Annotated in this window: 10 protein-coding genes and 2 pseudogenes; 5 read left to right on the top strand and 7 right to left on the bottom strand. The window is 44.2% G+C overall.

All coding sequences use genetic code 11. The annotated features are described in order from the left end of the window. Window positions 1-576 (top strand): annotated as a pseudogene (locus tag ACTIE0_RS04860) (IS630 family transposase); the annotation flags it as partial. On the opposite strand, the gene ACTIE0_RS04865 reads toward ACTIE0_RS04860, so the two are convergent. Then, on the bottom strand, window positions 560-952 hold the full coding sequence (locus ACTIE0_RS04865) for a recombinase family protein (protein WP_439516852.1): 393 nt from the start codon (window positions 950-952) through the stop codon (window positions 560-562). The pseudogene ACTIE0_RS04860 and the gene ACTIE0_RS04865 sit on opposite strands and share 17 nt — an antisense overlap. Before the next feature lie 186 nt (window positions 953-1,138). Between ACTIE0_RS04865 and ACTIE0_RS04870 the strand changes: the two genes are divergently transcribed. Beyond that, window positions 1,139-2,131, top strand: coding sequence for a DnaJ C-terminal domain-containing protein (locus tag ACTIE0_RS04870; protein ID WP_006621307.1), 993 nt, complete (start codon window positions 1,139-1,141; stop codon window positions 2,129-2,131). Window positions 2,132-2,559: 428 nt separating this feature from the next. On the opposite strand, the gene ACTIE0_RS25000 is transcribed toward ACTIE0_RS04870, so the two are convergent. Beyond that, a complete protein-coding gene (locus ACTIE0_RS25000; protein ID WP_488193801.1) occupies window positions 2,560-4,569 on the bottom strand; it encodes a Calx-beta domain-containing protein in 2,010 nt (669 codons plus the stop codon). Between ACTIE0_RS25000 and ACTIE0_RS25005 the strand changes: the two genes are divergently transcribed. Then, complete coding sequence (locus ACTIE0_RS25005) at window positions 4,457-5,275, top strand: hypothetical protein (RefSeq protein ID WP_488193802.1); 819 nt, start codon at window positions 4,457-4,459, stop codon at window positions 5,273-5,275. The two genes, ACTIE0_RS25000 and ACTIE0_RS25005, sit on opposite strands and share 113 nt — an antisense overlap. 161 nt (window positions 5,276-5,436) lie before the next feature. On the opposite strand, the pseudogene ACTIE0_RS25010 reads toward ACTIE0_RS25005, so the two are convergent. Further along, window positions 5,437-6,018: pseudogene (locus ACTIE0_RS25010) on the bottom strand (calcium-binding protein); the annotation flags it as partial. 302 nt (window positions 6,019-6,320) lie between these two features. Between ACTIE0_RS25010 and ccmS the strand changes: the two are divergent. Further along, the gene (ccmS, locus tag ACTIE0_RS04880; protein ID WP_006621311.1) at window positions 6,321-6,755 is read left to right on the top strand and encodes a beta-carboxysome assembly chaperone CcmS; all 435 of its coding nucleotides are present in this window, start codon (window positions 6,321-6,323) and stop codon (window positions 6,753-6,755) included. A gap of 57 nt (window positions 6,756-6,812) precedes the next feature. On the opposite strand, the gene ACTIE0_RS04885 is transcribed toward ccmS, so the two are convergent. Beyond that, entirely contained in the window at window positions 6,813-7,535 is a 723-nt protein-coding gene (locus ACTIE0_RS04885) for a response regulator (RefSeq protein WP_006621313.1), read from the bottom strand. 454 nt (window positions 7,536-7,989) lie between these two features. Between ACTIE0_RS04885 and ACTIE0_RS04890 the strand changes: the two genes are divergently transcribed. Further along, window positions 7,990-8,178: a hypothetical protein gene (locus ACTIE0_RS04890; RefSeq protein ID WP_006621314.1), complete on the top strand. Its 189-nt coding sequence runs from the start codon at window positions 7,990-7,992 to the stop codon at window positions 8,176-8,178. Window positions 8,179-8,376: 198 nt separating this feature from the next. On the opposite strand, the gene ACTIE0_RS04895 is transcribed toward ACTIE0_RS04890, so the two are convergent. The 3 genes from ACTIE0_RS04895 to prfA all read right to left on the bottom strand — a co-directional run bounded on the left by ACTIE0_RS04895 (window position 8,377) and on the right by prfA (window position 12,021). Next, window positions 8,377-10,086 carry an ABC-F family ATP-binding cassette domain-containing protein gene (locus ACTIE0_RS04895; protein ID WP_006621315.1) on the bottom strand — a complete coding sequence of 570 codons (1,710 nt, stop codon included), beginning with the start codon at window positions 10,084-10,086 and terminating at the stop codon, window positions 8,377-8,379. A gap of 212 nt (window positions 10,087-10,298) precedes the next feature. Further along, on the bottom strand, window positions 10,299-10,709 hold the full coding sequence (locus tag ACTIE0_RS04900) for a response regulator (RefSeq protein WP_006621316.1): 411 nt from the start codon (window positions 10,707-10,709) through the stop codon (window positions 10,299-10,301). 196 nt (window positions 10,710-10,905) lie between these two features. Continuing rightward, complete coding sequence (gene prfA / locus ACTIE0_RS04905) at window positions 10,906-12,021, bottom strand: peptide chain release factor 1 (protein WP_006670290.1); 1,116 nt, start codon at window positions 12,019-12,021, stop codon at window positions 10,906-10,908. Window positions 12,022-12,149 lie beyond the last annotated feature (128 nt).

A 12,149-nucleotide genomic window follows, 5' to 3' on the forward strand; every position in this document is an offset into this window, starting at 1 on the left:
CAGAGCCTTGAAGAAAATTGGCTTCACCAGAAAAAAACTTACGGCTACCAAGAACGTTGGAAGCAACAGCGAGAGGCGTTTATTGCTCAGATTCAACATATGGAGCCGGAAGAGTTGGTTTACCTCGATGAAGCTGGCATCAATAGTCAAGACTCGGATTATCCTTATGGTTACTGTGAGGAAGGACAACGCTTCCATGCCCTCAAATCCGGGAAGAGGCAGGGCAGGGTGAGCATGATTGCGGCATGGTGTCATCAACAACTCTTAGCCCCCTTTAGCTTTGAGGGTTGTTGTAATCGGACAGTGTTTGAGTTGTGGTTGGAGTTCATCTTAATTCCAACACTGAAGCCAGGTCAGACTCTAGTGCTAGACAATGCAACGTTTCATAAAGGGGGACGGATTCCTGAGCTAGTGGAGGCGGCTCAATGCCGTTTGCTCTATCTACCACCTTATTCGCCAGACCTCAACAAGATAGAGAAATGTTGGTCGTGGTTGAAAGCCCGCATTCGCCATTGTATTGAGCAGTTTGATTCTCTCCATGATGCCATGGATTCCGTTCTCAAAGCTGCGTCCTAACCACCTTGACTAATGCTATAAATCCGACATCGCCTTTACGGACTCGCTCCCAAATGGCTCTAAGTCCTTTTCTTTGGAAATTAAGACCACTGGCGATATCAGTGACGAGCTCGGCGTTGGGGTAGACCTCGAGTAACTTTGCAACTTGGCGCGCGAGGTCTGCTTTTTGTCCGCGACTTGAAACGCGGGCATAAGCGATAATTGCCCGTTGCGTTCTCTCGTTTGATGAGACCGTGTAGGAGGCAATATCATATCGTCTCTGCCCTGATGGTGTCCTGAGCGCTTGAATTTTGCCGTTTTTTTCCCATCTTCTTAAAGTATGTAAACATACACCAAAGTATTGAGCCGTTTCACTCGGTGATGTATATTTCGGCATTTAGCTCGCTTGTTGTGTACTTATCTAGCTTAGACTGATTGTTGAGTATTGTCAAGCAATATTCAGTTAATTTGCTAACAGGACGTAACTCTGCTAGGCTGGATCGAATTAGAGTGAATTTTCAGACCCAAGTTATTGTGCGGACGCACCCAAAAGCACGAAATGAGAACAGTAGGAGAGTAGATAATGCCGACGACAGATTATAAAGATTACTATTCGGTTCTCGGCTTAACTAAAAATTCTAGCGCCGATGAGATTAAAAAAGCCTATCGCCGATTGGCTCGTAAATATCACCCAGATATGAATCCCGGTAATAAGGCTGCGGAGACCCGCTTTAAGGAGGTTAATGAGGCTTATGAGGTACTCTCTGACCCCGAAAAACGCCAAAAGTACGATCGCTTTGGTCAATATTGGCATCAAGCCGGAAACTCCGGTTGGTCGGGAACTACTAATAGTGCTAATAATCCTGATGTCAGTGGGTTTGATTTTAGCCAGTTTGCTAGTTTTGATGAGTTTATCAATAGTCTATTAGGACGCGCGGCGGGAAGTCCTGGGGGCGCTGGTAGTCGCTATTCCTATCGCACCAATCAGTCCAAATCACCCGGTTATGGTGGATTTGAGGATTTTACTTCTTCCTCTTCCTCTCCGGGTGGTTCTAATCTTGAGACTAAGGTGACATTGACTCTTAGTGAAGCCTTCCACGGTACTCAGCGCCGTATGGCTGGTGGTGAGGTTTCCATTCCGCCAGGGGTGAAGCCGGGAAGTAAGATTAGAATACGGGGACAAGGACAGGTTGATCCCTATACCCAGCAACGGGGAGATTTATATTTGATTGTCGATATTCAACCCCACAATTTTTTTAAGTTGGATGGCGATAATCTGATCTGCGAAATTCCCATAACTCCCGATGAGTTGGTTTTGGGAGCCTCTATTCAGGTTCCTACTCCTGATGGTATGGTCAAAATGAATATTCCCCCTGGGCTTCGGTCTGGACAGTCTCTCCGACTGAGGGGGAAAGGTTGGCCGAAACCAAAGGGCGGCGGACGTGGTGATCAGTTTGTCAAGTTATTGGTGGTGCCACCTGATGAACTTACTGCGCGCGAGCGTGAATATTATCAGAAAATTGCCGCTAACCGTACTTTTAATCCCCGTAGTAGTTTATCTTCCATCACTCTTTAGATAGTCAAAACTCTACAGCCTCAACTCGATTATAACTCGATTCTCCAAAGGCAAGGGACAACCGGGAAATTAATTAATAATTTTACTAACCATATCCCTCTGGGAGATGATCAACCCCCCCATATCAAGCCTAAGCTATGGGGGAATTGTTGACTATGAGATGCGATCGCTTTTTCAATCAACTTATGCTCACACAAGCACAAACCCTATATATCACATTTTAGGTAATTTGTCAACATCTCATCGGCAAAACTGATGGGCTAGTTTAGCCAGACAAAAACCTGGTTTATACCAGCTAAATTTACCTCTCATTTAAGGCTTTATCTGTTTGTTACTTCAATCAGATTAGGGTTAAATCATGAGGGTGTCAGACATTAATTAATAGTGCTGACATCACCTCATTTTCCCCCAATTTTACCTACTCTATACTAAACCCTCCAGGTAGCTAAGTAGGTATCATTTCCACCCAAAGCATTAGGGTTAATAGCTGTGGGAGTCGTGAAAACCTCAGGTTGAGTAACTGTGCCAAAAATCACGGCTTGACCATTGCGAACCGTAAAAGCATTAACAGTTCCTCTTGAGCCATTGTCACCAGGTTGGGTTAGTGGATTCCAGAATCTCCTGATTGTATAATCTGGAGAAAGTCCCAAAACCGCCATTTCTCCCAAGGTGTAGTTTCCTACTGGTTGACCGTTAATAGTTTTATCACCGCGATTTTGGAGTTGGAATGCGGAAGAACCACCAATATAGACCTGTCCAAATTCATCAGCGGTAATAGAGCTGGGGTTAAAACTATTAGCACCAGTGGCAGTGCGGGTAACAATAAATTGACCGCGTTCGATATCTCCGTTATTGGGATCTATTTTAGCATGAAAAGTAAAGGAACCAGCACCCGCGCCAGAAAAGCTATTAAATTGATCAACATTCACCATAGTTGATAGGTTTTGGGTGATGTCTTGACCATCCCTTTGAAAGACGTTATTTCCGCCATCGGTTTTTCCGAGGAAATAGAGTCCGCCATCTTGTCCAAAGGTAATTCGTTCTCCACGGGTATCAGCACCTAAATTCTGTCCGGTGATTTGAGAGGCGCTATAATCCCAGGTATTCCAGAGTTGATTTAATCCGGTATCAAAGGCGCGTAAAAATGGGGTTTGTAAGTTGCTAGTGACTTGATTAAATCCGGTGACAAAAATGCGATCGCCATTGGGGTCAATAGCAATATCTGCGGGACGGATATCAGTTCCGGTCAGGGTAGTAGTAGCCAGTTGGGTTCCTGTCGAACTCCACAGAGTCACCGTATCGCTACTATTAGTTAGGGTAGCAATAGTACCATTGTTAGCAATAGAAACTCGGTCAAAAATTCCCGTGTCTGACCACAAGATATTTGCCGCCGTACTATCATAAACCCGAATGCCAAAATCACCCACAGCCACGATTTCTCCACTGTCTCGGTCTACATCAAGATGTCGGACATTTCCTCCTAAGTTGGTAATTGATAAAGGTTCTGTATTTCCATCCTCCAAGCGTTTAATCTGACCCACACCGTCAAAGTTTCCAGCAATGATAATAGCCGAATCTACAGGAGAAATAACCGCCGCATTAGCACTATCATTTCCAGGTGTTCCTAGATAGGTTGCGCTTTCAAGTTGTAAGTTATTGGTAGAGTCATTATCAACAATGAACAGAGTAGCGGTTTCTTGGGTTCCCAAGTTCGCACTTCCTGTCAGGTTACTCAGACTCAGAATCACGGTTTCTGTTGGTTCAAAGATGTCATCATCAATAATAGGAATTGTGACGGTTTTCGGTGTGGTATCTCCATCGGCAAAAGTGATGGTAATGGGAGTATTAATATAGTCTTCCCCAGCGGTAGCTGTTCCATCAGTTTGGATGACATCAACACTAATTTCGCCAATACTTTCACCAGTTCGTATTACCGTAATTTCGGAGATAGGTGTACCATCTTCATTAACACTGAAAACGGCATCACTAAATTCGATAACTGACGGCTCTACATCGTCATCAATAATACTCAAGATTATTGAATCGCGATCGCCTAAAGTTAAACCACCAGTAGGATTACTCAGCACAATCCTAAATTGTTCCGTATCTTCTACTTGATTATCGTCGATAATCTGGATGTCAATATTTTGGATGGTTTCACCTGGAGAAAAAATTAGGGTTCCGCTACTAGCGATGTAATCTTCTCCGGCGATCGCTGTATCATCTACTGTCGCATAATCTACAGTTACTGTACTACTTGTGTCTCCTGTTCTTTCGACTGTAATTATAATATTACCGTCACTTTCAACAACTTCTATTTCCTCCATAGTAAACCCTACAACTGCAAGTTCGGGTTCCGGTTCTGGTTCCGGCTCCGGTTCCGGCTCCGGTTCAGGAGTCGGTTCGGGTTCGGGTTCCGGCTCTGGTTCTGGCTCCAGCTCCGGTTCTGGTTCGGGAGTTGGTTCAGGAGTCGGTTCGGGTTCGGGTTCCGGTTCCGGTTCTGGAGTTGGTTCCGGTTCTGGAGTTGGTTCAGGAGTCGGTTCGGGTTCGGGTTCTGGAGTTGGTTCGGGTTCGGGTTCCGGTTCCGGTTCTGGAGTTGGTTCCGGTTCTGGAGTTGGTTCAGGAGTCGGTTCGGGTTCGGGTTCTGGAGTTGGTTCCGGTTCAGGAGTCGGTTCCGGCTCCGGTAATGGTTCGGGTTCAGGTTCCGGTAATGGTTCGGGTTCAGGTTCCGGCTCCGGTTCAGGAGTCGGTTCGGGTTCGGGTTCAGGAGTTGGTTCAGGTTCCGGCTCCGGTTCTGGTTCGGGTTCAGGTTCCGGCTCCGGTTCAGGAGTCGGTTCGGGTTCGGGTTCCGGCTCTGGTTCTGGCTCCAGCTCCGGTTCTGGTTCGGGAGTTGGTTCAGGAGTAGGTTCAGGTTCCGGCTCCGGTTCAGGAGTAGGTTCAGGTTCCGGCTCCGGTTCTGGTTCAGGAGTTGGTTCGGGTTCAGGAGTCGGCTCAGGAGTCGGTTCAGGAGTTGGTAAAACTGTCGATTCTGGTGTGGGTTCCGGTGTCGGTGTAGGTTCATCTGAAGGGAAGATGGTAGCCTTGAAACCATCGCTATTTACATTTTTAATAATCGCCAAAAACTCATTAGTAGCGCGGTCTTGAATAATTGTATCGGTCGCATATATACCGGCACCTTGATAAATATTTAAAGATGCAAAAGTAAGATTATCTAATAAACCAATAGAGTCTTTATTAATATCAAAATCCATAATAAAATTGCTGCGGTCAGGGGTAAATCCTCCCGTATTCAAACCCAGATAAAACCAGTTATTTCCTTCTCCACCTGTGAGAGTATCAGAACCCTGATCGCCAATTAATGTATCATTTCCGCGATCGCCAAATAATAAGTCATCCCCTTGACCACCGTAGAGGAGATCATCCCCTTGACCGCCATAGAGGGTATCATTACCTTGATTTCCAAATAATGTATCATTGTCGCGATCGCCAAATAAGAGGTCATCACCCAGATCACCAAATAGCACATCATTGCCTTTACCACCTCTAAGGGTATCATCCCCCTGACCGCCATAGAGGGTATCATTACCCTGATTTCCATGTAAGAAATCATTACCTTCATTTCCACCAAGAATATCATCGCCATCTAAACCATAGATAGTATCATCTCCCCCTAAAGCAAAGATGATATCATCGAATTCTGTACCTAGGATAAAATCCGAGTTATCAGTGGGTTCTGATGAAATTTGACCATTAGTTAAGACAGTTATGGAATTTTGCGCCTGAATACCAGTTGCTGTGGAAATCGGATCAGGAGAAATTCCCGTAGTATCTGACTGAAGATCCGGATTAAAATTAACGTCTTCAAATTCAAAGGCAGTAAAACTCATGGGTGCAAAATGGGTAAGTTTAAATAGCTAAACAGAATAGCGATCGCGCTGAATTCCGTTTTCAACTTGCACTCTATAGATCCGGACAATTAGTGGGCGTAATTTTCCGGTTGAGTTATAGAAATGGGAATGAGTTATGGTTTTTTATGTTAAATACTCAAGCATCTAAGCGGAGTATCAATATTTGGGGCAACCGCGTAACTGTAAATGTAAGCGTGACCATCAATTCCCTAAAACTTAGGATACCCTCCTAGGACGAATAAATATACAATGGATTGAGAAATTAATGGAATTCTAGTCCCATGAATATTACCCCCACCCCTGTAGATCAAAATGGCTGGCAAAAACAACTCGATCACTTTGTGGAAAATCACCATCCGCAACTAGCCGCCTTAGCTTGGGGAGTTCACCTAGAAGGGGAAAGCGAACAGGGAACTTTAGGTATTGACCTCAAGCCAACTCCTCACTTTGTTTTTTGTCCGAAATCAGCCATTGAACTCCTTAACCAAAATGCGGATAATAAATTACAGGAAATCCTGGGAATTATCGACGGATATAAACCAGAGATAGAAGTTTTGATGATTTGCATTAGTCCAAATCGGATTAAGTTAATTTATTTCCAGCCGGAGTTGGCACCGCCGGATTGTTATGCTAGAATAGCCACAGATAAAAGGTCTCTCATGAGCGAACTCGAAAAAGCGATGAGTGAACTAATACAACTGCCAGAAAATATGTAAAGTTGGTGGGGCTAAGTTTGGGGATTTTTCAATTTAATCCTGGTAAATTTTACGCCCCTACAATTCCCAATCAGGACACCTATCAGATTTTGATCCTTGAGGATGCACTGCACAATTGATGCCATCCTGCCCATAAAAATAGTGACATATTTGGCAGGAATGATTTGCCTGCAATTCTTTAGTAAAAAGTTTATATCTATGATTAATTATCCGATAATATTGACGCGCTTGAGGATAATTAGGATTGAATGTTAGGGTATGTTCAAGGGCTTGAATTGCCGACTGATAAAGTTTAACTATTTGGAGTGCATACTTATCTGGTTTACCTTTAGAGATAAAACAGACATCAATAATCTTGACAATTAAGAAAAAATAGTTGAACCAGGCTTGAGCAGAATTAACTGTGGGTTGAGATTTAGCAGCAACTGTCACCCATTTAATCGTCTGCAAAAGTTCTTTAGGTCGCCAGGGTTTACTGACATAGGCTTCGGCGTGTTTAATGCCTTCATACACGGCTAGATTTTGTTCTTTTCCGGTTAAAAATATAACGGGGATATTTTGAGTGTCAGGGTTGGATTTAATCAAACGACAGGTTTTGTAGCCGTCCAGCTTAGGCATCACCACGTCCAACAAAATCACATCTGGACACACCTGCTGTAACTTATCTAAAGCCTCCAAGCCATCAGAGGCGGGTATGACTTCCAAACCACTCCAGGTTAGTTGGTAGGAGAGACATTCCCTTTGGGTGAGGGAGTCTTCAACCAGTAAGACAGTATTCATGACACGAGGGGTCTAGTTTAATAAAAATGGTGCGCTACCTACCTCTACCCTGAATTCCCTATTTAAGAGTTGATCCATGAGTGGTGGTGTAACGCACCCAACTTCTCCGAATACCTATAGTTTACCCAGTTTAGTTCCCTTTACGATCGCTCTTTTACCAATTCCAGCACAGTTGTATCTGATCAATACCAGGTCCACCAGGGAAGCGTAATATTAAATTATGTCGCTTTTCACGCTTTTTTCACAGTTGCCTGAAATAGTAAATAGCTGATGAGGCGAAAACGCTATTATACCATGAAAACTGTGGTTTGAGGTGATTATATGATTAATTTATTGGCTGATTTAGATAGCCGAATTGAGTATTACTAATACTTTCCCAAGAATCCCCCAAAACCATAGGGATCAATTATAATAGGTGTTAATGGCTCATTAAACTATCAAGTGAGGCAACGACATGAAAACACTGAAACTGGAAATTCATAAAGTTTCACCCTGTTTGTTTCAATTACTGCGGGACTATTCGCCTAGGCTGCTGGTGGATGGAATTTTGTTTACAATTGATGGCGATAGTTACGACACACTAATGGTTGCTGACAAAATTAGCAGTTTAGTTGCACCCCCTTGGAGTCTAAAAGAAGTGTAGGATGCCAATGCGATCGCCACCATAGGTAAAAATCACTACAACAGACCCAATTTAACATAACTTAACCTCAGTTGTACTCAAGCGAGGAAACCTGACAGAGCGATCGCATAATTTCAACCCCACCCAATTAATAAACACCCGAAAGCCGAGTTTGATATCCCCCTAAATTGGTCTAGGGGGAATTACAGATTTATAAAACTATCTACCCTTAGCCGCTGCCTTTTTCTGAGCCGCCTTAGCCGCCTTAGCTGCTTTTTTCGCGGCTTTTTCGGCTGCTAACTTAGCTTGTCGTTCCTGTTCTTTTTCCTCAGCCAACTTGTCCAAATAATAGTGATAATCTCCCAGATAAACCCGAAACTCACCATCACGAATTTCCACAATTTTATTGGCCACCTGAGAAATAAAGTAACGGTCATGGGATACCAGCAGAACCGTTCCCTCATACTCCTGTAAAGCTGATTCCATCATTTCCTTAGCCGGAATATCCAAGTGATTAGTTGGTTCATCCAAAATCAACAAATTCACAGGTTGGAGCAACATTTTAGCCAAAGCCAGCCGCGCCTTTTCTCCACCACTCAAAGAACCCACTTTTTTAAAGACAGTTTCACCACTAAATAAAAACCGACCGAGGAGGGTGCGAACTTCCTCATTTTTCCAGTCGGGAACTTCATCATGGATAGTTTCCATAACTGTTTTGGTCAAGTCTAAGGCTTCGGCTTGATTTTGTTCAAAGTAACCCGGAATCACATTATGTTTTCCTAGAGATACACTTCCTTCGCTGGGGGTTTCCAGCCCCATAATCATCCGAAGCAAGGTAGATTTACCGCAACCATTAGGACCCAAAAAAGCTACGCGATCGCCTCTTTCAATTAGCAGTTCTGCCCCCAAAAACAGGATTTTCTCATCATAGGTATGCACCAAATCTTGAATTTTAACCACATCCCGGCCACTACGGGGAGCCTCTGGAAAGTGGAATTTCAGCGTTTTTAAAGAAGCTGTAGGAGCCTCAATTTTCTCAATTTTATCTAACTGTTTTTCGCGGCTTTTTGCTTGGGTACTACGGGTGGCACTCGCCCTAAATCTTTCGACAAATTCCTGTTGTTTTTCGAGTTCCTTCTGCTGACGTTCATAGGCGCTTAATTGAGCAGCCTCAGCTTCCGCCTTTTGTAGCAAATAGGCGGAATAGTTACCCAAATAAGTCCGAGAAACTCCCCGTTCGGTTTCGACAATTTGAGTACAGAGACGGTCTAAAAACTCGCGGTCATGGGAAACAATTACCATGGGGGTAGTTAAACCCTTCAGGTAAATTTCTAGCCATTCTATCGTTTCTAGGTCGAGGTGGTTTGTCGGTTCGTCCAGTAGTAATAAATCTGGTTCTTGCAGAAGAATTTTACCTAAACTCATACGCATTTGCCAGCCACCACTAAAGGCGCTAACTAAGCGATCGCCATCTTCCGAGTCAAACCCCATTTCTGGTAAAATCTTCTCAATTTTAGCTTCTAAGCCGTAGCCATCAAGGGATTCAAATTTCCGTTGGAGTTTATCCAATTTATGGATTAATTCATCCAGGCGATCCGGATCAGCCGTTTCCATTTCTCGCTGAACTTCACCATAAGCTGCATGGGTAGCGTTAGCCTCATTAAAAACCCTCCAAAACTCCTCTCGGACGGTGCGCGCCGGATCAACTTCAAATTCCTGGGTTAAATAGGCGATATGTAGACTTGATGGCTTAATAACTTCCCCGGATGTGGGTTCAACTTCTCCGGCTATAATTTTAAGTTGGGTAGACTTTCCCGCCCCATTTACCCCCACTAAACCAATGCGATCGCCCGGTTTAACTTCCCAGTTAATATCTTTAAGAATAGTACCTGTGGGATAGATTTTGCTAATATGTTCTAGTCGCAGCATCAACAGTCTCCTAGGACGAAAATATGTTCAAGGGTGGGGTCAGGAAATCGTGTAAGGATAGGTTCGACCGTAGATCCATTTCCTGGAAAGATATGGCATCACCCCCCTACACTGTCATCAAAGCCAAAAATTACATACCCGCATTGGATCTTAACAAAAATCAACCATTTCTGGAGTCATGGCCAAACGTGATCAAATTAGGCCTTGGTTGTTTATGGATTTTCTGCACCTTGTCGCTGCTGGTAAACTGCTTTAGCATCTTTAATGGTAGCCTCAAACACTGTGGGGTCCCACGGTTTAGTAATACACTGAAACAATTGCGCCGCCTCTAAATTTTCGCCGGATGCTTCTAGGGTTTCTGGGGAGTATCCACTCAGCAAAATCCGAATTGTGTCGGGAAAACGGGCCACAGTTTTACTGAGGAACTCAAGTCCGGTCATTTCTGGCATACTCTGATCGGAAATTATGATCGCCATTTCCCCTTCAGTTTCCAGTAATTGTAAAGCCGCCGTTGGGCTATCTACTCGAAACACCTGAAATTCGCGGCGAAATATCCGATACAGCAAATCGAGGTTATCGGGTTCGTCATCAACTACCATCAGTTTGAGTTTGTTTTTAGCCATTTCTCAACATCAGACTGCACTGTTTGCTATCTCGGAAGTAATGGTGCTGTTTTTCCACTCAACTCTGCTTCCCGTAACACGATCGCAGAACCCCCAACTAGAAACCGGGTTTCTTGGTTAAATCTTTGATCAGAAACGAAAAACTCTCACATCAACCCGGTTTCTTTCCCCAATCATAAAATAGCGATCGCCATTATTATACAGATGCAGGAGCAGTTGATTCTGCTAATTGTGCCAATCGTTCCTGTTGATCTTGAATGATACACGCTTGGATCAAATCTCCTATTCCCCCTTCTAATACTGGGGCTAACGAGAAATTATGACCCAGACGATGGTCTGTCACCCGATTATCCTTATAGTTATAGGTGCGGATTTTTTCCGACCTTGAACCTGTCCCCACCTGCGATCGCCGCATGGAAGTCACAGCATCCTGTTGTTCCCGCAGTTTAGCTTCGTATAACTTAGCCCGCAAAATCTGCATAGCCCGTTCCCGGTTTTTTAGCTGACTGCGTTCTTCCGTACAGAATACCCGAATACCCGTCGGTTTGTGGAACAAATCAACTGCCGTTTCCACCTTGTTTACGTTCTGACCACCTGCACCTCCGGATCTAGCCGTAGTCATCTCAATATCTTTCGGGTCTATTTGCACTTCCACATCATCAACTTCTGGCATAATTGCCACCGTTGCTGTGGAAGTATGAACCCTCCCACCTGCTTCCGTTACAGGAACTCGTTGGACTCGATGAACTCCCGCTTCAAATTTAAGCTGACTATAAACGCGCGCGCCTTGAATTTCCAGAATCGCCTCTTTAAATCCCCCCATATCAGCCAGGGACTCACTCAGTAGCCTTACCCGCCAACCTTTAGTTTCAGCATAGCGGGAATACATCCGCACCAAATCCCCCGCCCAAATACTCGCTTCATCGCCGCCAGTACCTGCCCTAATCTCTAACATGATATTTTTATCATCATTAGGATCTTGGGGTAGCAGGAGAATTTTCAGGCGTGTTTCCAACTCTTGCAACTTCGTGGTTAGTTCTTCTACCTCCAAAGCTGCCATTTCTTTCATTTCCTTGAGTTCAGGATCATTCCCCGTCTCTCGGAGGATTTGTTTGGCCCCGGCTAACTCCGTCTGAGTTGTTTTCCAATCTTGATAGGCATTAACCACATCTTCCAGGGAAGACCGAGTTTTGGCTACCCGTTGAAATTCATCAGGATCTGTCGCAATTTCAGGATCTGCTAATCGTAAAGTTAACTCCTGAAAGGTTTGCTCAACGGATTTGAGTTTATCTAGTAAATAAGTTTCTGCCATGGCGGTTCGGTTGCCTCTTGTTAGTAGTCGGTTGTCGAAGCATAATTTAGCTTAAATTGTCTTTGTCTCCGTCTTGAACCCCGGGTATAAAGATATCTTAAATATCGGAATTTTGCAGCTTTTTACCA

The sequence above is a fragment of the Limnospira sp. genome (assembly GCF_051859755.1).
Taxonomy (GTDB): Bacteria; Cyanobacteriota; Cyanobacteriia; order Cyanobacteriales; family Microcoleaceae; genus Limnospira; species Limnospira fusiformis.

Bases quoted from the DNA above. Each gene is read 5' to 3' on its own strand.
- ACTIE0_RS04865 (WP_439516852.1), bottom strand. From the start codon at position 952: ATGCCGAAATATACATCACCGAGTGAAACGGCTCAATACTTTGGTGTA.
- ACTIE0_RS04870 (WP_006621307.1), top strand. From the start codon at position 1,139: ATGCCGACGACAGATTATAAAGATTACTATTCGGTTCTCGGCTTAACT.
- ccmS (WP_006621311.1), top strand. From the start codon at position 6,321: ATGAATATTACCCCCACCCCTGTAGATCAAAATGGCTGGCAAAAACAA.
- ACTIE0_RS04885 (WP_006621313.1), bottom strand. From the start codon at position 7,535: ATGAATACTGTCTTACTGGTTGAAGACTCCCTCACCCAAAGGGAATGT.
- ACTIE0_RS04890 (WP_006621314.1), top strand. From the start codon at position 7,990: ATGAAAACACTGAAACTGGAAATTCATAAAGTTTCACCCTGTTTGTTT.
- ACTIE0_RS04895 (WP_006621315.1), bottom strand. From the start codon at position 10,086: ATGCTGCGACTAGAACATATTAGCAAAATCTATCCCACAGGTACTATT.
- ACTIE0_RS04900 (WP_006621316.1), bottom strand. From the start codon at position 10,709: ATGGCTAAAAACAAACTCAAACTGATGGTAGTTGATGACGAACCCGAT.
- prfA (WP_006670290.1), bottom strand. From the start codon at position 12,021: ATGGCAGAAACTTATTTACTAGATAAACTCAAATCCGTTGAGCAAACC.